Below are 19,571 nucleotides of genomic sequence, written 5' to 3'. Positions count from 1 at the left end.
TGCCTCTCGATAAAGTCATCGAGGTTCTTGCAATAATCATAACGAACGTTACGATGAGGCGCAACGAGATTGTCGCCCAAGCGACCAGCAGGAGAGTTCGGATGTCTGATGAAATCGCAGCGCTGCGCGAGTCGATCGATGCCTTGAGGGACGAGGTTGGCGCGTTGAAGCGGAAGGCCTCGATCGCGGAATCCCATCTGTCGATCTGCAATCTGCAGGCGGCCTACGGCTATTATGTCGACAAGGGGCTGTGGGACGAGGCGGCCGACATGTTCGCGCCGGACGGCACGCTCGAAATCGCGGGCCGCGGCGTCTATACAGGGCAGGACCGGGTGCGGCAGTATCTTCACGCGCTGCCGCGTTACGAACGCGGCGTCCTGTTCAACCACATGCAGTTGCAGCCGGTGATTCACATCGACTCCGACGGCCAGCGGGCGCAGGGCCGGTGGCGCGCGTTCATCCTCATCGCCTGGCTGGGCGGAGAGGCCCGCTGGGGCGAAGCGGTCTACGAAAACGGCTATCGCCTGATCGATGGCGTCTGGCGCATCCAGTCGTTGCACGCCTTCATCACGTTCTACTGCGAATTCGATCGCGGCCCCAACCACGGCGGCGTGCCCATGGTGCGCAACATCGATGGCCTTCAACCGGATCGCCCGGCGACCCACGATTACGAAGCGTTCCCGGAGGTTTTCGTCCCGCCCTTCCACTATGCCAATCCGGTGAGTGGCAAGGCATGGTAAGCGCGGTGCCTTTCATCCACGAACGGGCGGCGCTCTATGCCGTCATGGACCAGTTCATGGAGGCGATCGTTGCGCGTGACCCGGGCCGGTTGCGCTGGGCAGACGATGTGCGCTCCACGGAAAACAACGTTGCCCTGATGATCGGCGACGGCCTTTGGGGAACCGCCACGGGGCGGGGCGACTACGACCTGCGGTTCGCCGACGTCCGTACCGGGCACGTCGGCCTGTTCACGACCGTGATCGAAACGGTCGAGGAATCGGCCGTCACGTTCCGGCTGGGGGTGGACCCGTCCGGCGCGATCAACGAGGTGGAAGTGCTGGTCGTGCGCGACAGCGACGAAGCGCTGAAGTTTCCCAACCCAAGGTTCGAGCGCAAGCCCATCATGGAAGCCTTCGTACCGGAGGCGGAACGGATGAGCCGGGAGCGGTTGCTGACCATCGCCGATGGCTATTTCAACACGCTGGAACAGAACGACGGGCAGATTTTCACGCGCTTTCATCCCGATTGCAATCGCGTGGAAAACGGTGTGCAGACCACCAACAACCCCGATTTCATCCTGCCGATAGCGGGCCTCCCCTGCGAGGAGCAATTCAAGCTCGGCTGGTATCGCTATGACGATCGCCTGCGTGGGCGGCGCTATCCGCTGATCGACGAGGAGCGAGGGCTGGTGATGGCCTATGGCTTTATCGACCATTGCGGCCGGCTGGCGGAATACACGCTGACCAATGGCGAGCATGTCTCGTCGCTGATCCGGCGTCCGCACACGTTCTATCTCGCCGAACTGTTCAAGATCGAGGACGGCGCGCTGCGCCAGATCGAGGCGAACTTCATCACGGTTCCCTACCACATGCCTTCGCCCTGGGATCGGCCGTGAGCGCACGGCTGGCGAACACGGTCGCCTTCGTGACTGGCGGCGGGCGTGGGCTGGGTGCCGGCATCGCCACCGCGCTGGCGGAGGCTGGCGCGGCGGTGGCCGTGGCGGCGCGTACGATGGCGCAGGTCGAGGAAACGGTCGCGTCCATCGGCGCTGCCGGGGGGCGGGCCTTGGCGGTCCGCTGCGACGTCACAGATCGCGAGAGTGTGGCCGCCGCCTATGCGGAGGCGAAGGCCGCTTTTGGCGTGCCCAACCTGCTGGTCAACAATGCCGGCGTGCAGGGGCCGCTTGGCCCCGCCGGGTTGGTCGATACGCAGGCCTGGTGGGATACGCAGAGCGTTCACGTGCTGGGCGCGCTGTTGTGCATCTCGGCCGCCTTGCCCGACATGATCGCGAACGGGGGCGGACGGATACTGAACATCGCTTCGCAGGCCGGTACGTTCGTGGCGCCGTTCGCCTCGGCCTATGCCGTGGCGAAGGCCAGCCTCATTCGCCTGACCGAGCATATCGATGTCGAGCAGCAGGATGCCGGCGTCCGCGCCTTTGCCATCCAGCCGGGCACGATCATGACGGCGATGGCGGAAGAAACGCTGCGCTCTGAGCAGGCGCGCGCCTTCGCGAAGCCGCTGGTCTCGTTGCTGGAAGCGACGACCGAAGAGGAAAGCGCGGAAGGCATGGCGCGGCTGCGCCTGTTCGCCGTGGCATTGGCCGCTGGCGAACACGATGCGCTGGCAGGGCGCTACGTGGATATCGAAAAGGATATCCCCGGCAACGTTACGGGGAATTGATGATCGTGAAATCGGAAACACCTTCCGCCGGGGCGCGGGCATTCCTGCCGCTGCTGCTGTGCGCGCTCGTCATGTGCATCGATGGCTATGACCTTTATGCCTTGCCACTGGTCGTGCCGCATTTGTCGGCTCAACTGGGCGTGCCGCCGCAGTCGTTCGGCGTGGCGCTGTCGGCGGTGTTGCTCGGGCTGGGGCTGGGCGCCGTGCTGATCGCGCCAATCGGCGATCGCGTGGGGCGCAGGCCTGTCATTCTTACCGCGTCCGCCCTGATGGCGTTCACATCGCTGGGGACGGCGGCCGGGGGGACGGTTACGGGATTCGCGCTCTGGCGTCTGGCGACGGGATTGTCGCTGGGGGCATGCCTTCCCAACGTCACGGCGCTCGTGGCCGAATTGGCGCCGCCCGGCAAAAGCGCGCGGACGTTGACCGTCGTCTCCATGGGCATTTCGGCCGGCGGCATCGTGGCGGGACTGCTTGCCCCGCCGCTCATCGCTGCGGGGGGGTGCAGGCCTTGTTCATGGCGGGCGGCGCGGCGACGCTTGCCCTGCTGGGCGTGCTGGCCTGGCAATTGCCGGAATCGCCCACGTTCAGAAACCGCGCGCAGCAACCGCGTGAGAAGAAGAACTCCATCGCGTTCGTTCAGCTGCTGAGCCCGCCGCTGCTCTTTTCGACGGTCCTGTTCGCCGGTCTTTATGCGGTGAATGCGCTGGTGCTGTATTACGTGACGAGCTGGGTGCCCACGATCCTGCCGCTTGCGGGATTCAGCATGGATACCGCGTCGCGCTTCCTTTCCCTGATCCAGTTCGGCGGCCTGACGATCGGGTTGGGGCTTTCCCTGCTGCTCGATCGCGGCTGGGCGGTTCCGGCGATCGTCGGGACCTACTCGAGCGCGGTCGTGGCGCTGCTGCTGCTGGGCGTGGTCGCGCCCGGGCTGTGGAGCTGGGGCGTCCTGCTGCTGGTCGCGGGGGGTGGCATCTCGGCCGCGCACCTTGTCGTCATGGCGGTGGCGGTCGGCTTCTTTCCGCCGCACTTGCGCTCCTCCGCTATCGGCATCGCGGTTGCCGTCGCGCGGCTTGGCGCGATCGGCGGGCCGATGCTGGGAGGCCTTGTTATCGGAGCTGGTGCAAGCACGTCGCTGTTTTTCGTGCTGGCCGTGGCGCCGGCCTGTCTGTGCATCGTCGGGGCACTGCTGATCTCCCGCGCCCTGCGCATCGCGAAAGCGATGACCGAAGCGGACGCCTTCGCTTAGCGGAATCGCGCGCGCCCGGAAACAAGAAGCGCCCGGCGGGAACGTTCCGCCGGGCGCTTCTTGTTTCGTCCGGGGAAAGGGGAAACGCAACCGCGCTTCCCCTTTCGCTTCAGGCTGCCTGCGCGTGGGCCTGTGCCTCAGCGAGCCGCTCGCTCGAAACCCAGGCGCCGTGGACCTGCGCGCGCAAGGGAACAGGAACCGTTACCCGGGCGACCGGTCCGGCTGCGATGTTGCCCGCGTCCACAATCCAAAGCTCGGATGTGAAGCGATTGGGTTCGACCTGGCGATCAACCACCGCCAGCAGCCAGCCTTCGTGATCGCCCTGTGACGAGGGAACGTGCACCGGCTCGCTGATGGCCATGCCGAACTCCAGCGGCATCATGTCCAGCCGGCCGTTGCCGGGTTCCACGCGCAGCATCGCGTTGAACGCGGCGCCAACCGGACCGCCGGGGAGCGGTGGGCCGCCTTGTGGATTGATGGTCAGATACCATGCCGCGCGATAGGCGCGGCCCTGATCGGCATCGCGCAGCCGCGGCATGTCGCCCGGCGGGCCGATAAGGCGCGATTCGAAGCCTTCGTCCTCGCTGGCGAGATCGAAGGTCCAGCGGGTCAACCCGCCGCCCAGTTCGTTCTGCGCGCGGTGGACGCCGCCCGCCTCGCGCATGAAGGCGAACGCGTTGGTGTCGGACAGGCAGATGTCGAGGTGGACCTTGTCGCCGTCATCGTAGGCATTTACGAAATGGAACGCGGAAACGCCCTTCGGCCCCTTGAACCAGCGCATTTCCTCGACTTTGCCATAGCGCGGCATGATGCCGACCCAGCTTTCCAGGTCCTGCTGGTGTGCCCAGTGCGGGCCGCCGGCTTTCACGCGGTCGAGGTCCGTCGTGGTCGGAAAGATCGGGAAGACGGCGTATTTCTCGGTGATCGTGAAATCATGGATCGTCGAACAATAGGGTTGCTGGAACCACTGCTCGGACACCAGGTTGCCGTCCTTGTCGGCGATGCAATAGGCCACGTCCGCCGTGCACAGGCCGCCGGCCTCGTAGCCGAAGAAGAACATCTCCCCCGTTTCGGCATCGACGCGGGGATGCGCGGTGAAGGTCTTGGATTTCAGCGCGCCGTGATAGTCCCAGCGCCCGATCGTTGCGAGCGTTTCGGGATCGATCTCGTAGGCAAGGCCGTCCTCCTTGGTCATGAACAGGCGGCCGGCATGCCAGACGGGCGTGGTGTTCGACACTGTGCCCTCGATCCCCTGGACTACTGCGTCGTCGGTAAACGGGTTGCGGTATTTGCCAAACAAGGCGCGCCCCGCGGCCTTCTCGGCCTTGTAGCGCGCGGTTTCGACGTAGCGGATCGCGAAATTCACCTTGCCGTCGCGGATGGCGAATTTGGAGACCATGCCATCGCCCGAAAGGACGATCTCGTCCTCGAACTTGGGCGGGTAGGCCGGGTCGGGCACGGCCCGGAAAAAGGCGCCGTCGATTTCCCGCGGGATCTCGCCGACCACGTCCAGATCGTGCGCCGACCATTCCAGGCGGACCGGGGTGTTCAGGCCAGTGAAGTGAATTGTCTCGGGGAAACTCGCCATGGGCTTGATCCTCTCATGCAGGGGAATGCTGTTTCAGGTGTTGCGCCGCAGGGTCTTGAGGACGTGGTCGGCGCCCTTGTCGCCCACCATGATCGCGGTGGCGTTGGTGTTGCCGGCAGGCAGGGACGGAAAGATCGACGCGTCCGCGACCCACAGCCCATTGACGCCGATGACTTGCAGGTCCGGGTCCACCACCGCCATCGGATCCGTGGCGGCGCCGATCTTGGCGGTGCCGACGGGATGGAACATCGGGATGGCCGCCGCCCTGACGTAGCTCCGCAACTCTTCCTTGCCGGTAAGGGCGGGGCCTGGGCGCAGCTCTTCGGTGATGAACGGCGCGATCGGCGTTTGCGCCAGGATGTTCCTGGCCATGGCAATGCCTTCGACGATCTGGTCGACGTCGTCCTCGGTCGAAAGCTGCTGGTGATGGATCACCGGCGGCGCCATGGGATCGGCGGACTTCAGCGTGATCCGTCCGCGATAGCTGGGGCGCATCAGCCCGACCAGGGTCGAGACCGATGCGTTTTTCCGCAGCATCAGCCTGCCTTGGTCGTCGAAGTCGAACGCGAAGGCGGCGAAGGACAACTGGAGGTTGGGGGCCGGCAAGCCAGGGCGGCTCTTCACGAACGCCTGGGCGTGGCCGATGGACGTGCTGAGCGCACCCTGCCGCGACAGGGCGTAGCGGAATACGGACAGCGCGCCACGCAGTCCTCGCGCATCGTCGTTCAGGGTATGCGCGCTCACGGCGTTGACGATGTGCGTGCCGACGTGATCCTGCAGGTTGCGGCCCACGCCCTCGCGGTTGCACACCAGCGGCACGCCGACTTCGGCAAGATGGCCGGCCGGGCCGACGCCGGACAACATCAGCAGCCGCGGCGTGTTCATGGCGCCGGCACTCAGGATAACGCCGTGCCGGGCGAGCAGCTTCTTTTCCTCGCCGTCCTGAAGATAGGCAATGCCCACTGCGCGCCCATGTTCGATCAGGACGCGAAGAACCTGCGCGCCCAGTAATGTCCGCGGCGGGGTCGATCCCTTGAACTCATGAAGATAACCGCGCGCCGACGAACAGCGCGTTCCGTCCCGCTGCGACACTTGCACGTAGTCGACGCCTTCGGCCTTTTCGCCGTTCAGGTCGCGTCTTTCGATGCCGGTCTGCTCGGCGGCGGCGATCCATGCATCGGTAATGGGATAGCGCGCGCGCCCTTCGGAGACGGCGATGGGGCCGCCCGTCCCGCGCCAGGCATCCGCGCCGCGCTCGTTGTCCTCCATGCGCCGGAAGTAGGGCAGGACGGACTCGTAGTCCCAGCCGGCGGCGCCAAGCGCGCGCCAGTTATCGTAGTCCCACCGATGTCCGCGGATGAACATCATCCCGTTCAATGCGCTGCCGCCGCCCAGCAGCTTGCCTGCCGGCCAGATGTCCGCGCGGCCGCCCAGGGATTCGTCGGGTTCGACCTGGTAGCACCAGTCGAACGCGGGGTTCTGGACAATCGAGCTGGTCAGGGCCGGGATACGGGAGCGGAAATGTTGATCGGACACACCCGCTTCAACGAGCGTTACATTCAATCCGGCCGAGGCAAGGCGGCCGGTCATTGCCGCGCCGGCCGATCCGCCGCCAATCACGATTATATCGGTTTCGCTCACGCGCTGCGTCTTTCTGTATCGGTTTGCTGGAATTTCTCGAATAGAGGCGTAGCGCGGAGCAACTTTTTCACGCCACATACGGCTGCTTTCGCCGACGATGCCGTGCATCCCGTGCGGCTTCGCACCTTGGAACTCCTTTGCGATTTCAGGCTACCTCTTGCATTTGAAAATAACGATCGTTACGGTTGTGTCAACAGAATGGAGAGGAATACGATGGCTCTTTCGGTTGAGGATCGCTTCGCACTGGAGGACCTGCTGGCTGCCTATGCGTGGGCTCTGGATACAGGGGATGTCGAAGGCCTGGTGGCCTGCTTCACGCCCGACGCCCGCATGGTCGAAGAGGTTTTCGAGGAGCCCGACATCTGGGAAGGCCATGACGGCATTCGCGGAATCGCCGAGCACTACCGCAACGCCGAAGGCTTTCCCGGCCGCCAGCACCATGTGTCGCAGGTGCAGTACATGCCGCAGGAAGACGGCACGGTGAAAATGCGATCGTTCGCGTTCGTGACCGAGTGCGCCGGCGATACGCCGTTCGACCTGCGCTTTGCGGGCTATTACGAGGATCACGCGATGAAGGGCGAAGACGGCCGCTGGCGTTTGCACCGCCGCGTGGCCCGGTTGTGGGACGGCGAAATCCTCAAGAATTTCCCGGGCCGTGGGCAGTGGACGCCACGCAAGCGTCCCGCTTCGCTGATTATAAAGCGGTGAGCCGGGATGCCGGCTTCACGCACCGGTTCATGTGGTGCTGTTGAGCCGAAGCAAGACCGCTGCATAGCCCGCAACCGGCTCCGTCTCAGCGGAGCGGCGTTGCATGACGGCTGCGTTCTGCCGGCTTCCTGGTAACGGGCGGTATCGCGTCACTTTACGATCCCGATAACGGCATTGACCACCGCGGAATGCGTATCCTGGCGCCGCTCTCCCTTGGTAGCGGTCCACCACCGGATCACGAGTTGCACGTCCGGTCCCGCCACGCCCTCGCAAATCACCTGGGGGGCGGGCTGGTCAAGCACCCCCGTCAGGCCTTTCAGCCGTTGCCGGAGCGTGGCGATAAGCGTGCCCAGATCCTCGCCGCCTGGCGCGGTGACGGAAATCTGATCGCGGCGGGGCCCGTCGACCGGGTCGATCGTCAACGGCGAGGTATAGATCGTGGCATTGGGCATGGCGACGAGGCGGCCGTCGGCCGTGCGAATGATCGTGGCCCGCGCCTCCACCCGTTCGACCTCGCCTTCCGCCCCGGCCACGGCGATGATGTCGCCCCGCGCAAAGGGCTGGTTGATAACGGTCAGGATGCCGGCGAACAGGTTCTGGAGAATGTCGCGGAACGCGAAACCGATGGCGACCGATCCGATGCCCAGCGTGGACAAGATGCCCGAGGGCGAGACGCTGGGAAACACGATCGCCATCGCGACGAGCACAGCAAGCGTCATCATCGAAATGGTCGCGATCGACGATAGCAGGCCGCCGAGATCGGAGCGGTTGCGGCGCGCGGTCAATGAACAGATCCAGCGGCGGATCAACCGGGTAATGCCCCAGCACACCAGCAGGAAGACCAGCCCGCCGACGATGTTGGGCAGGATGCTGAAAAACGAGTTCCAGATGCCGGCAAGCGTGTTTTCAACCAGTCTGTAGGGGCTGACGAGTACGGACCGGGCGGGCATGGTTCCCTCTTTCGCGGTTGCTGGATGACGGAACTGGAAACAATGCGTCTGCCAAGGGGGATTTCCGCTTTCCTGTCACAGGTTAGGATCGGCGCGCATTTGGCAAGAGGCCGCGGTCGGCCGGAACCTGAGCATTGCTGAGGCATTGTTTGGCGACGGCAACGGAAGGCCAGAACATGCCTGCAAGACCATACTGGCAGGGCCAGATCAGGCTGGCGCTCGTTTCGATCCCGGTCGAAATCTATCCCGCGACCGAAAGCGGCGCGCAGATCGCGTTCCATCAAATTCACGAGCCGACCGGCAAGCGCATCCGCTATGAAAAGGTCGTGCCCGGCCTCGGGCCGGTCGATGCCGACGACATCGTGAAGGGGTACGAGATCGACAAGGGCGATTACGTCCTGCTGGAGCCCGAGGAAATCGAGGGCGTGAAACTCGAAAGCAAGAAGACGCTGGACCTGATTCAGTTCGTGAGCGCGGATGAGGTCGACGCTCTGTATTTCGAGCGGCCCTATTACGTCGTGCCGGCGGATGAATTGGCCGGGGAGGCATTCGTGGTGATGCGCGAGGCGCTGCGGCGCACGCGGCGCGTGGGCATCGGGCAGCTCGTCATGCGCGGGCGGGAATACCTGGTGGCATTGAAGCCCTGCGGGCGCGGCATGATGCTTGAAACGCTGCGCTATGCCGACGAAGTGCGCCGGGCGCAGGGCTATTTCCGCGATGTCCCTGACGGCAAGCCCGATCCCGAACTGCTCGACCTTGCCGAAACCCTGATCGACCGGAAGACCGCTCCCTTCGATGCGGACCGCTTTCACGACCGCTACGAAGACGCGCTGCTGCGCCTGATCGAAAAGAAGAAGGCCCAGGGCGGACGGATCATCGAGGAGGCCAGCGAAGACAAGCCCGCGCGCCGTGGCGGCAACGTGCTCGACTTGATGGCCGCGCTCAAGAAATCGGTAGGGAAAGCAGGCAAGGACGATGCGCCGCCGAAACCGGCGCGGAAACGGACGCCGAAGGCTCGCTCCGCTCCTCACCCGCGCAAACGGGCCTGACCCGATGCCGCAGCCTGATCCGCTCGAAGCTTACAACAGCCGGCGCGACTTTTCGCGGACGCGGGAACCCGAGGGGAAAGCTGCCCGAAGGGCAAGCGGCAAGACGTCCAGCCATCGCTTCGTTGTGCAGAAGCATGCGGCATCGCGGCTGCATTTCGATTTCCGGCTGGAGATGGACGGCGTGCTGAAAAGCTGGGCCGTCACGCGCGGCCCCAGCGCCGATCCCGCGGACAAGCGGCTGGCGGTGCGTACGGAGGATCACCCCGTCTCGTACGCCGGCTTCGAAGGCGTCATTCCGCAGGGCGAATACGGCGGCGGCACGGTGATGCTGTGGGACGAAGGAACATGGGAGCCGATTGCGGGCAAGTCGGCCGCCAAGGGGCTGAAGGAAGGCCATCTCCATTTCATCCTTCAAGGCGCGCGGATGAAAGGCGAATGGATACTCATCCGGCTGAAGCCGCGCGGCAAGGACAAGCGCGAGAACTGGCTGTTGCGCAAGGTCGACGATGCCTATGCCGGCGGCGCAGAAGATCTGACCGGGCAGGAACTGACCAGCATCCACAGCGGCCGCACCATGGCGGCGATCGCCGATGGCGCGACTCCGGTCTCGCTGAAGGGGAAAAAAGGCGCGGCCTTCGACGTGGCGATGCGGCGAGCCGAGCGCATCGCCAGACCGGCTCTGCGCGAACGGGCAAAAAGCGTCCGAAAGAATGGCAGGGCCGGCAAGCTGCCCGATTTCCGAGCCCTGCAGCTCGCCACCGCCGTCGATGCGGTGCCCAAGGGCGCGGGCTGGATGCACGAGATCAAGTACGATGGGTATCGCTGCCTGATCGCGGTGGCGGGACCGGACGTCAAAATCCATTCGCGCAGCGGATTGGACTGGACGCACCGGTTCGGCGGCATCGCCAGCGAGCTGGCCGGATTGAATCTGCCGCCCGCGCTGATCGATGGCGAGATCGTCGCGCTCGACAGCGATGGAAATCCCGACTTCTCGCTGCTCCAACAACGGCTGGACGCGGATGATCGCGGCCCGCTCGACCTGTTCGCCTTCGACTTGCTCGAAGCGGATGGCGAGGATCTGACCGACATCCCCAACATCGCGCGCAAGGACCGGCTTGCGGCGTTGTTGCACGATGCCATCGATGCCGGGCACGTCCATGTCGCCGATCACTTGACCGGGGCGGGGGCCACGCTGTTCGGCACCATCTGCAACATGGAGCAGGAAGGTATCCTCTCCAAGCGCGCCGACGCGCCCTATCGGGCCGGGCGGACGCACAACTGGCTCAAGGTGAAATGCGCCAACCGGCAGGAATTCGTCGTGATCGGCTGGACGCGCAGCACGGCGGCCGGGCGGGGAGTCCGCAACCTGCTGCTGGCGCAGCACGATGCGGAGGACCGCCTGGTCTATGCCGGCAAGGTTGGAACCGGCTTCAATGCGGGGAATACCGATAGCCTGATGGACGCGCTGGCGCGGTTACAAGCGAAGCGGCCGGCGGCCGAGGTGCCGCGTGCTGAAGCGCGGGACGCGGAATGGGTCACGCCTTCGCTCGTCGCCGAAGTGGCCTTCGCTGAACGCACCGCTGGCGGACGGGTGCGGCACGCGCGCTTTCTGGGTCTGCGACAGGACAAGCCCGCCCGCCAGGTGAGGCCGGAGACGAACATGCCAAGCACCCAGACCGAGGAGCCGCAATTCGAGATCAGCCACCGCGACAGGGTGATCTTTACCGAAGCCAACGTGACCAAGGGCGCGCTGGCGGATTACTACGCCACGATGGGCGCGGCTATGCTACCCTGGCTCGCGCGGCGGCCGGTTAGCCTGGTACGCTGCCCACAGGGCACATCGGGCCACTGCTTCTTCCAGAAGCACGACAAGGGCGGCTTCACTTCCGCCGTGCATCATGGCCCCATCCGCGAGAAAGACGGCGGCGAGTCCGACTATCTCTATGTCGAAGACCTGGAAGGCGTCGAAGCCTGCGTGCAGATGGGAACGATCGAATTCCACGGCTGGGGCTCCACCATCGACGATCTCGAACGCCCCGACCGCATGGTGTTCGATCTCGATCCGGATGAAGGCCTCGATTTCGCGGACGTGCGCCGCGCCGCAATCGACCTACGGGACAATCTTGCCGACATCGGGCTGACCAGCTTCGCCATGCTGTCCGGCGGCAAGGGCGTGCATGTGGTCGTGCCCCTGCGACCGGTGGCGGAATGGCCGGCGGTAAAGGACTTCGCCAGCCGCTTCGCCCATGCCCTGAGCGAGAATGCCCCCGACCGCTATACCGCGACCATGAGCAAGGCGAAGCGGAAAGGCCGCATCTTCATCGACTGGCTGCGCAACCAGCGCGGATCGACCTCGGTCCTGCCTTATGTGGTCCGTGCCCGCCCCGGCGCACCGGTGGCCACGCCGGTCAGCTGGCGGGAACTGGAAGAGGCGCCATCGGCGCAGATGTTCACCATCGCCGACGAACAGGAACTGGCGAAACGCGCCACGGGGAAGAAGCTGCGCGATTGGGGCAAGGCCGAACAGGATCTGCCCAAAGTCTGAACCGTCAACGGCGAAGCAGGCGCAGGACGGATCGCTCCAGCGTGCTGAGCGCCGGTTTGATCTGCGGCTCCCGTCGCGTTGAAACGTCTGGGTGCCTTGCGCCGCGCAACGGCGTGAGGCTCTGGTCCATCCAGGCGTCGATTACCGCCGGGTGAATATAGCATTTCCGGCAAACAGCCGGCGTGTTCCCAAGCGCCGATGCCACCGCCGTCACGGCATCGCGGACGGCACGAGTGGCCGCCGCCGTGCTTTCGCACGGTTCGGCCAGCGCCAGGATGCGGGCGGCCATCATCGTTCCCGCCCATGTGCGGAAATCCTTCGCGGTAGCATCGATGCCGGCAATTTCGCGCAGGTAAACATTGACGTCCTCCGACGACACCGCGCGGATGTGTCCTTCTCCATCCTCGTATTCGAACAGGTGCTGTCCCGGCAGTTCCTGGCACTGCCGCACGATGCGCGCGACGCGTCGGTCGTGAAGGCGCAGGTTCCATTGCCTGCCGCTCTTGCCCCGGAAGCGGAACCGCAGTTCCCCGCCTTCGACCCGCACATGGCGCCTGCCCAGCGTAGTCAGTCCGAAGCTGCGGTTGGTGCGCGCATATTCGGCATTGCCGACCCTGATCAGGGTTTTTTCGAGCAGGTAGACCACTGTGGCCAGAACCTTCTCGCGCGGGAGGCCGGCCAGGCGCATATGCGCGTCGACAGCACCACGAATTCTGGGAAGCCGCCGCGCGAAGTCCAGCATGTGCGCGTACTTCGCCTCATCGCGCCACGCCCGGAAATCCTGGTGATAGATGTACTGCTTGCGACCGCGGGCATCCCGTCCGGTTGCCTGGATATGACCATTGCTCCGAGGACATATCCAAACTTCGGTCCACGCCGGCGGTATGGCGAGCGCCCGGACCCGCCGGAGCGTTGAACCTTCCGGAATGGCTTGGCCTTTCGGGTCGCGATAGCTCCAACCCTTGCCCCGGCGACGGCGCGTGATCCCGGCTGCGGTATCGGCACTGTAGACCAGGCCCGCTTCGTCGATGCTCCCGGCCACCACCGGCTCCCTGTTATCCATGCGGGAAAAGCGAAGAACGCACCATCCGGTTCCGCCGATGCCACGGAAAAGGAACACACAAACATGCGTTAGCAATGGCTGGCCGAATGGATCGCAGGGCGTTCCGCCCTGTTGATGGCTTGCACAAGCGGCACATTCCCCGGGTGCAGATCCTGGGAACGATACCCGTCTTTAGTTTGGAGATCACCGATGACGGACGAACCGAAAGACGCCAGAAAGCATCAGGACCAGCATACTGACCAAGATGAGCAAAGCCACCCGATCGTCGTTCACAACCACGCCGGGGAAGCCGAGGCAACAGGGGCAGGGCGTGCCCGCGTGCGGCCCAGAAATGCTCCGCTGGTAGCGGAGGATACGCCTGACACGGTCGATCGCATGAACGAAATGCTTCGCTCCGGGCGCCTTGACTACACGGCTTACGAGGGCGAGCCCGCGCATGATGACGAGGCAGACCGGTTCGGCCTCCGCGACGATTGATGCCTTCAATCTTGCTGGGTTATCTGCCGTTCTGTCTATCGCGCGCGGGTCATTTCTCTGCGGCGATCGGCATCGGGATCGAAGGACGGATCACCGCCTTTTTGCCTAGCCAGCCCGAGAAGAGCTTTCGTCCTTTACGCATCGATCAGATCGCCAATCCCCCGCAGCAATGCCGCCATTCGTATCGGCTTCTGGAAGTTCCCTATCCCGCCGAACCGGTCGGGAATTGCCGCGGGGGAATATCCGGTTGTGAACAGATAGGGGATGGAGTGTTCGTCGAGATATTCGGCGACTGCATACGTCATGCCGCCCTCCAGCCCAATGTCGACCAAGGCGCAGGCAATGTCCTGTTCCGATCCTGCAAGGTTCAGGGCATCCTCGAGCACACCGACTGGGCCGATCACGTCCGCCCCCGCTTCAAGCAGACAGATCCGTAGCTCCTCCGCGATCAAGCATTCATCTTCAACGACAAGGATTTTCGGTCGATTCAACAAGGTCGTGGACATGCATTTATTCCACATCGCCGTGGAATGGGAATCCGGCGGATGCACAAGGCGATGACATGCAACGGGGATTGGGGGAGGGCGACACCACGCGAAAGCTCCCGGCAACGGGTATCGGCTTTGCGCGCTATTCCGTCAATTGGCGAAGTACTGATCTATGTTGGTCCGCCGGAACCAGATCATCGTTTGACTGAGGCACTCCCGATCCGCGCGCAGTAGAAGTGCAGCCGGGTGACCGGAGTGCTGACGAGCAAACGCGCTTGGGGCGCTGGAGCAACCGGCAGAGCCATGTTCGCAAGCGGCTTGCCGTTGGGTCGCCGCTTGCATACCAATCTCTCGCGGTCCGCCGTCAGCGCATATGACCGGCGCTTTTGCAGCCGCCCTCAGGCGTGCGTGACAGGCTTTCGCAGGAGGGATGATCAAGCGTTGCGCTATCTGGATTGGGTCTATCACGTTTCGGGCAGGGGCGGACTGTCGTTGTATGACAGTTCCGTCAGCGCGCCCGATGCGTTGCTGGCCGAGGCCGCGCGCAAGACGTTCGGCAGCTCCGGGCAGGCATCCCTCCCGCCGGTGTTCGGCGGCGGCAGCATGGCGATGCGGAGTCATCTGGCAGATGCCTATGGCATCAGCAATGATCGCGTAGTGGCCACCTCTGGCGTTTCGTCGGGGCTCGCGCTTGTATTCGCCGCGCTGGCGCGCCGGGATGACCATGTGCTGATCGAGCGGCCGGGCTATCAGCCGTTCGAGGATATGGCCCGGGCCGCCGGATTGCACGCCGAATGCTTCGTGCGCAGCGGCCCGCAAATGCGACCCGATCTGGCCGATCTGCGCAAGCGCCTGCGCCCGGAAACGCGGATGATCGTGCTGTCTCACCTGCATAATCCCACCGGGCTGCCATTGCTGGATAGCGATCTGGCTGCGCTGGCCGAGTTGTGCGAGGCGGCCGGAATCTGGCTGGTTCTGGACGAGATCTATGGCGCGTTTGCCGATGATGGAGGCAGCGCCGCGCTGCGATCGCCCGCGGTCATCAGCCTGTCGGGTCTGTCGAAGATTTTCGGCCTGGGCGCGCTGCGTTGCGGTTGGATCGTGGCTTCCGCTCCCGTGGCGCAAATCCTGCGCCATGCCAGCGTGCATCACGATACCGGGCTTTCGGCGGTGTCCCACGCGATCGGCCTTGCGGTGTTGCGGGACTGGCGCCGGTTTCGGGCACGCACGCAGGACATCCTTGATGCCAACCGTCCGATCATGGAGGACTGGCTGACCCGGATGGCGGGGGAAGGCCTGGTATCAGGCGGTCTTTCGCCCTGGGGATGCCTTGCCTTTCCCGGCCTTGAGGGCATGGCGCGCACCGATGGGTTTGCCGCCTGGCTGCTGGCGACGCGCGGCGTGATCGTGGCGCCTGGGCACTATTGGGGAGCGCCCGCCCACATTCGCCTGGGTTTCGGCATGGCGCAGGACAACCTCGTGCGGGGGCTGGCGGAACTGGAGCAGTCCTTGCGCGACTATGCCACCATGGACGAACCGCAGCGGCGCGAGGTTGATGCCTTCAGCCTGTGACCTTGCGCGTGGGCAACAATACCATCAGCGCGAGCCCCGAACCCAGCGCCACAACCGCGATCATGATCCCGGGCACTTCCGTCAGGCCGGTCGCCTGTTGCAGGTGGTGCGCCAGATAGGGCGTTAGCCCGCCGAACAGGGCGGTGGCACTGGTAGCGCCGAGGGCGAGGCCGCTCAGCCGCGCACGCGCCGAAAATTGCTCCGCGGTAGCGACGGTGCCCACTGCGCTGACCCCGCCCGCCAACGCCGCCAGCGTCGCGATCGCTCCCAGCGCGGCCGTGGCCGACCCGCTGGCGATAAGCCGGAACAGTGCCATGGGCAGCAGGGCACAGCCCGCGCACAGGCACAGCAGCACCCAGCGGCGACCGGCGACGTCCGACAGCCAGCCCACCAGCGGGGTCACCGCAATCACCACCAGCGCGGCCAGGGTGGAATATTCCAGCGCCACCCCTTCGTTGTGCCAGCCGACCGAGGCCATGTAGGACGGGACATAGGTGATGCCGACATAATAGGAGATCGAGCCCAGCGCGGAAATCGCGAAGCCGGTGGCGATCCCCTTGCGTTCGTGGCGCAGGGCATAGGCCAGCGGCGAACCCTGGCCTGCCGTGGGCTGGTGAAAGGCCGGCGTTTCCGCAATCATCCCCCGCGCCAGCCAGATCGCGCCGGCCAGCACCGCGCCGAACAGGAACGGCACCCGCCAGCCCCAGCCATCGAGGCCGGCCGCGTCCAGCGTGCTTGTCAGCACGGCGCACAGGCCCACCGCCAGCAAGCCGCCGATCTCGCTGGCCGCCGCGGCCAGCGAGGTTATCAGTCCGCGCCGATGGGCGGGCGCGGTTTCGTAAAGGTAGGTCACGACCGAGGTATATTCGCCCCCCACGCTGAACCCCATCAGGCAGCGCATCACGATCAGGCCCCAGCCCGCCCATGCGCCCGCCTGCCGATAGGTGGGCAGCAGGGCGATGCACAGCATGGCCAGTGTCATGGCCGCCATTGAGAGCAGCAGCGCGGGCTTGCGGCCCTTGCGATCACCCAGCACCCCCAGCAGCACCGCGCCGAAGGGGCGCATCAGATAGGCGATGGCAAAGCCCGCCAGCGTATTGCCCAGAGCATCCTTGCCCGGCCCGAAGAACACCCGCGACAGGGTGGGCGCGAAATAGAGGCACAGCGTGAAATCATACCATTCCACCACGGTGGAGCCGCCCACCGCCAGCATGGCCAGCTTGCGACGGGGCGTCATGCCAGAGCCGTGCCCCCGTCCATGGTCCCGTCTTTAGCAAGGCGCAGCCCCATGAATTGCCAGCGCTGATGGGGGTAGAAGAAGTTGCGATAGGTGGCGCGGGCGTGGCCGCGCGGCGTGGCACAACTGCTGCCGCGCAGCACGAACTGGCTACTCATGAACTTGCCGTTGTATTCGCCGATCGCGCCGTCGGCGATCCGAAAACCGGGATAGGGCCGATAGGCGCTGCCGGTCCATTCCCACACGTCGCCAAAGAAGGACGCACCATCCGCGCGGGGGCGGATGTCGCCGCCTGCGTCCAACTGGTTGCCTCCGGACGGATCGTGGGCCGCCGCAGCGCTTTCCCATTCCGCTTCGGTGGGCAACCGGGCGCCGGCCCAGGTGGCGAAGGCATCGGCCTCGTACAGGCTGATGTGGCAGACGGGCGCATACGGGTCGACGGCGTGCCGTCCGCTCAGGCCAAAGCTGGAAAAGGCGCCATCGTTCTCGCGCCAATAGAGCGGCGCGGTGATCGCCTGGGCCTGCACCCATGCCCAGCCATCGGCCAGCCACAGGCGCGGATCGCGATAGCCGCCATCGCGGATGAATTCGATCCATTCGCCATTGGTGACGCGCCGGTCCGCCAGCGAGTGTGGCGCCAGCATGGTCTGGTGGCGGGGACCCTCGCAATCAAACGCGAAGCCCCGGCCACTATGGCCGATCTCCACGACGCCGCCGGCGTTTTGGATCCAGCCGATGGGCGCGGGTGCTGTGCCGGGTGTTTCTGCGTGTGGCCAGATCGCCCATTCCAGCGGGTTCTGGGCGAACGCGTGGAGAATGTCGGTCAGCAGCAGTTCCTGGTGCTGTTGCTCGTGGTGGCAGCCCAGTTCGACCAGCGCCAGCACATCGGGCGGCAGATCGCCGATTGCAGCCAGCAACGCCTCGTCAACCGCATGGCGATAGGCCAGTATCTCCGGCAACGAAGGGCGCGAGAGCATGCCGCGTGCCGCGCGCATCATGCGCTGGCCTTCGGCTTCGTAGTAGCTGTTGAACAGAAAGGGCCACTCGGCGCGATAGGGGCGATAGCCCGCCACATGATCGCGCAGGACGAAGGTTTCAAAGAACCAGGTGGTATGCGCCAGATGCCATTTGGCGGGCGATGCATCGGGCATGGACTGAATGGTGGCATCGGCATCCGACAGCGGCGCAGCCAGTTGTTCGGTCAGGGCACGCACCGCGCGGTAGTGTCGCGCCAGCGCGACCGGATCCTGCGAAACATTCATGCCAACACCACGTCTTGCCCACCGTCCGATTGCCTGGTCAGCATCGCATGGAGCCTTGCGGTGCGTGACGGCAGGGACCTTTGTCTGCCTGCGCTCAGGCTCGATAGCACGATTTTGCGGCATTGCGTGGGCACGGCGGCCTAACGCCCATCCAGCAGATAGGTGCAGAACGTGCCCGCGTGACCCGGCAAAAAGGGCGCGGGATCGCTTTCCTGCCACACCTGCCGGACGGCCCAGCCAGCGCGGCGGGCCAGGGCGCTGAGGAAATCGGGCTGATACTTGTAGCTGTTCTCGGTGTGGATCGTCTCGTGCGGGGCAAACTGCACGCGCGCGTCCGCGATTCTCACCTCTTGCCCGGCAAGGCTGACGAGATGCATTTCGATGCGGCTCTCGCCCGCGTTCCACACGGCGCGATGCTCGAACCGGCCTAGGTCGAAATCGGCGCCGCATTCGCGGTTGAGGCGGGTCAGCAGATTCAGGTTGAAAGCGGCTGTAACACCGCTCCTGTCATCATAGGCCGGTCCCAGCACGGCTGGGTCGTTGGTGGAATCCGCGCCCAGCATCAGGCAGGCGCCGGCGCCCAGCAAGCGGCGGACGTTGGCAAGGAAGGTTTCCGCTTCGTCCGGCGTGAAATTGCCGATGGTCGATCCGGGAAAGAAGCCGACCAGCGGCCTGGCCCCGAACCTTTCGGGCAGCGTGATATCGGCGGTGAAGTCCGCCCGGATGGGCGCCACCTCCAGCGCGGGATAGCTGGCGCGAAGGCGGGCGGCGGCATGTGCAAGCGCGGCCTCGCTGATGTCGATGGGGAGATAGGCGGACAGTTGCGGGCTTGCGTCCAGGATGCGGCGCGTCTTCACGCTGGCGCCACTGCCGAATTCAACCAGCGCCGCGCCCCGCGGAATGGCGCGGGACAGGGTGGTCGCGATCTTGCGCAACTGGGCTTCCTCGGTGCGCGTGACGTAATATTCGTCCAGCAGGCAGATTTCCTCGAACAGATCGGATCCGTGCGCGTCGTAAAAGTGCTTGCTGGGCAATGTCTTGGGAGTGCGCGACAGCCCGGTCAACGCATCGCGGCAGAGCAAATCGGGACCGGGCAACTCGTCTTCCGCCGTTCTGGCCATGCACTGGATCAGGTCTGTCACGCGGTTCTCCTTGATCGTTCACGGGGCATCGGCGGCTGACGCCATTATCGATAAAGTGGCATCAAGACGGGTCTTTGAACATCGGTCTCAGGTATGGGGCGCACGCTCTCGCGCTACTCCTAAACCCATGGTCGCATGTTTCGGGATTTTTACCATCCGGTGAGACGACATGCCGCATGGCGGCGTTGCGAAGGGTT

At 64.9% G+C, this 19,571-nt stretch carries 17 protein-coding genes; 9 read left to right on the top strand and 8 right to left on the bottom strand.

Features of this window, described 5'->3' with window-relative positions:
- Nucleotides 1-101 precede the first annotated feature (101 nt).
- From F1640_RS05620 to F1640_RS25780, 4 genes are read left to right on the top strand one after another with little or no spacing between them, the layout of a single operon-like run.
- Nucleotides 102-740 carry a nuclear transport factor 2 family protein gene (locus F1640_RS05620; protein ID WP_194918177.1) on the top strand — a complete coding sequence of 213 codons (639 nt, stop codon included), beginning with the start codon at nt 102-104 and terminating at the stop codon, nt 738-740.
- Between the two features lie 5 nt (nt 741-745).
- Nucleotides 746-1,615, top strand: a complete 870-nt coding sequence (locus F1640_RS05615; RefSeq protein WP_233497883.1) for a hypothetical protein — start codon at nt 746-748, stop codon at nt 1,613-1,615.
- Complete coding sequence (locus F1640_RS05610; RefSeq protein ID WP_194918175.1) at nt 1,612-2,403, top strand: SDR family NAD(P)-dependent oxidoreductase; 792 nt, start codon at nt 1,612-1,614, stop codon at nt 2,401-2,403. The genes F1640_RS05615 and F1640_RS05610 overlap by 4 nt, the downstream gene beginning before the upstream one ends.
- Before the next feature lie 5 nt (nt 2,404-2,408).
- On the top strand, nt 2,409-3,053 hold the full coding sequence (locus F1640_RS25780) for an MFS transporter (RefSeq protein ID WP_309229201.1): 645 nt from the start codon (nt 2,409-2,411) through the stop codon (nt 3,051-3,053).
- A gap of 708 nt (nt 3,054-3,761) precedes the next feature.
- Here the strand turns inward: F1640_RS25780 and F1640_RS05600 are convergent.
- The gene (locus tag F1640_RS05600; RefSeq protein ID WP_194918174.1) at nt 3,762-5,240 is read right to left on the bottom strand and encodes a carotenoid oxygenase family protein; all 1,479 of its coding nucleotides are present in this window, start codon (nt 5,238-5,240) and stop codon (nt 3,762-3,764) included.
- Nucleotides 5,241-5,273: 33 nt separating this feature from the next.
- The gene (locus tag F1640_RS05595; protein ID WP_255530283.1) at nt 5,274-6,989 is read right to left on the bottom strand and encodes a GMC family oxidoreductase; all 1,716 of its coding nucleotides are present in this window, start codon (nt 6,987-6,989) and stop codon (nt 5,274-5,276) included.
- Nucleotides 6,990-7,094: 105 nt separating this feature from the next.
- On the opposite strand from F1640_RS05595, the gene F1640_RS05590 reads away from it, so the two are divergent.
- Entirely contained in the window at nt 7,095-7,589 is a 495-nt protein-coding gene (locus tag F1640_RS05590; protein WP_136956864.1) for a nuclear transport factor 2 family protein, read from the top strand.
- Between the two features lie 149 nt (nt 7,590-7,738).
- On the opposite strand, the gene F1640_RS05585 is transcribed toward F1640_RS05590, so the two are convergent.
- Entirely contained in the window at nt 7,739-8,539 is an 801-nt protein-coding gene (locus F1640_RS05585) for a mechanosensitive ion channel family protein (protein WP_124810262.1), read from the bottom strand.
- 176 nt (nt 8,540-8,715) lie between these two features.
- Here F1640_RS05585 and F1640_RS05580 point away from each other — a divergent pair, with 176 nt between their 5' ends.
- Entirely contained in the window at nt 8,716-9,588 is an 873-nt protein-coding gene (locus F1640_RS05580) for a Ku protein (protein ID WP_194918172.1), read from the top strand.
- A 4-nt stretch (nt 9,589-9,592) separates the two neighbouring features.
- On the top strand, nt 9,593-12,133 hold the full coding sequence (ligD, locus tag F1640_RS05575; RefSeq protein ID WP_194918169.1) for a DNA ligase D: 2,541 nt from the start codon (nt 9,593-9,595) through the stop codon (nt 12,131-12,133).
- A gap of 4 nt (nt 12,134-12,137) precedes the next feature.
- On the opposite strand, the gene F1640_RS05570 is transcribed toward ligD, so the two are convergent.
- Entirely contained in the window at nt 12,138-13,196 is a 1,059-nt protein-coding gene (locus tag F1640_RS05570; RefSeq protein WP_194918167.1) for a DNA topoisomerase IB, read from the bottom strand.
- A 189-nt stretch (nt 13,197-13,385) separates the two neighbouring features.
- On the opposite strand from F1640_RS05570, the gene F1640_RS05565 reads away from it, so the two are divergent.
- Nucleotides 13,386-13,673: a hypothetical protein gene (locus F1640_RS05565; RefSeq protein WP_194918165.1), complete on the top strand. Its 288-nt coding sequence runs from the start codon at nt 13,386-13,388 to the stop codon at nt 13,671-13,673.
- Between the two features lie 134 nt (nt 13,674-13,807).
- Here F1640_RS05565 and F1640_RS05560 read toward each other — a convergent pair whose 3' ends face one another.
- The gene (locus F1640_RS05560; protein WP_125956935.1) at nt 13,808-14,179 is read right to left on the bottom strand and encodes a response regulator; all 372 of its coding nucleotides are present in this window, start codon (nt 14,177-14,179) and stop codon (nt 13,808-13,810) included.
- A 423-nt stretch (nt 14,180-14,602) separates the two neighbouring features.
- Between F1640_RS05560 and F1640_RS05555 the strand changes: the two genes are divergently transcribed.
- Complete coding sequence (locus F1640_RS05555; RefSeq protein WP_194918163.1) at nt 14,603-15,733, top strand: pyridoxal phosphate-dependent aminotransferase; 1,131 nt, start codon at nt 14,603-14,605, stop codon at nt 15,731-15,733.
- Here F1640_RS05555 and F1640_RS05550 read toward each other — a convergent pair.
- The 3 genes from F1640_RS05550 to egtD form a co-directional block, all read right to left on the bottom strand.
- Nucleotides 15,723-16,970: an MFS transporter gene (locus F1640_RS05550; RefSeq protein WP_255530275.1), complete on the bottom strand. Its 1,248-nt coding sequence runs from the start codon at nt 16,968-16,970 to the stop codon at nt 15,723-15,725. The two genes, F1640_RS05555 and F1640_RS05550, sit on opposite strands and share 11 nt — an antisense overlap.
- A complete protein-coding gene (gene egtB, locus F1640_RS05545) occupies nt 16,967-18,232 on the bottom strand; it encodes an ergothioneine biosynthesis protein EgtB (RefSeq protein ID WP_194918161.1) in 1,266 nt (421 codons plus the stop codon). The genes F1640_RS05550 and egtB overlap by 4 nt, the downstream gene beginning before the upstream one ends.
- Nucleotides 18,233-18,372: 140 nt before the next feature.
- On the bottom strand, nt 18,373-19,374 hold the full coding sequence (gene egtD, locus F1640_RS05540; RefSeq protein ID WP_206694636.1) for an L-histidine N(alpha)-methyltransferase: 1,002 nt from the start codon (nt 19,372-19,374) through the stop codon (nt 18,373-18,375).
- Nucleotides 19,375-19,571: the final 197 nt, after the last annotated feature.

The organism is Novosphingobium sp. NBM11 (genome assembly GCF_015390225.1).
In the GTDB taxonomy this organism is placed as follows: domain Bacteria; phylum Pseudomonadota; class Alphaproteobacteria; order Sphingomonadales; family Sphingomonadaceae; genus Novosphingobium.
Note: the sequence above shows the minus strand (reverse complement) of the source record. Positions and strands in the feature narration are given on the sequence as shown.

Bases quoted from the DNA above. Each gene is read 5' to 3' on its own strand.
- F1640_RS05620 (WP_194918177.1), top strand. From the start codon at position 102: ATGTCTGATGAAATCGCAGCGCTGCGCGAGTCGATCGATGCCTTGAGG.
- F1640_RS05600 (WP_194918174.1), bottom strand. From the start codon at position 5,240: ATGGCGAGTTTCCCCGAGACAATTCACTTCACTGGCCTGAACACCCCG.
- F1640_RS05595 (WP_255530283.1), bottom strand. From the start codon at position 6,989: ATGCACGGCATCGTCGGCGAAAGCAGCCGTATGTGGCGTGAAAAAGTT.
- F1640_RS05590 (WP_136956864.1), top strand. From the start codon at position 7,095: ATGGCTCTTTCGGTTGAGGATCGCTTCGCACTGGAGGACCTGCTGGCT.
- F1640_RS05585 (WP_124810262.1), bottom strand. From the start codon at position 8,539: ATGCCCGCCCGGTCCGTACTCGTCAGCCCCTACAGACTGGTTGAAAAC.
- F1640_RS05580 (WP_194918172.1), top strand. From the start codon at position 8,716: ATGCCTGCAAGACCATACTGGCAGGGCCAGATCAGGCTGGCGCTCGTT.
- ligD (WP_194918169.1), top strand. From the start codon at position 9,593: ATGCCGCAGCCTGATCCGCTCGAAGCTTACAACAGCCGGCGCGACTTT.
- F1640_RS05570 (WP_194918167.1), bottom strand. From the start codon at position 13,196: ATGGATAACAGGGAGCCGGTGGTGGCCGGGAGCATCGACGAAGCGGGC.
- F1640_RS05565 (WP_194918165.1), top strand. From the start codon at position 13,386: ATGACGGACGAACCGAAAGACGCCAGAAAGCATCAGGACCAGCATACT.
- F1640_RS05560 (WP_125956935.1), bottom strand. From the start codon at position 14,179: ATGTCCACGACCTTGTTGAATCGACCGAAAATCCTTGTCGTTGAAGAT.
- F1640_RS05550 (WP_255530275.1), bottom strand. From the start codon at position 16,970: ATGACGCCCCGTCGCAAGCTGGCCATGCTGGCGGTGGGCGGCTCCACC.
- egtB (WP_194918161.1), bottom strand. From the start codon at position 18,232: ATGAATGTTTCGCAGGATCCGGTCGCGCTGGCGCGACACTACCGCGCG.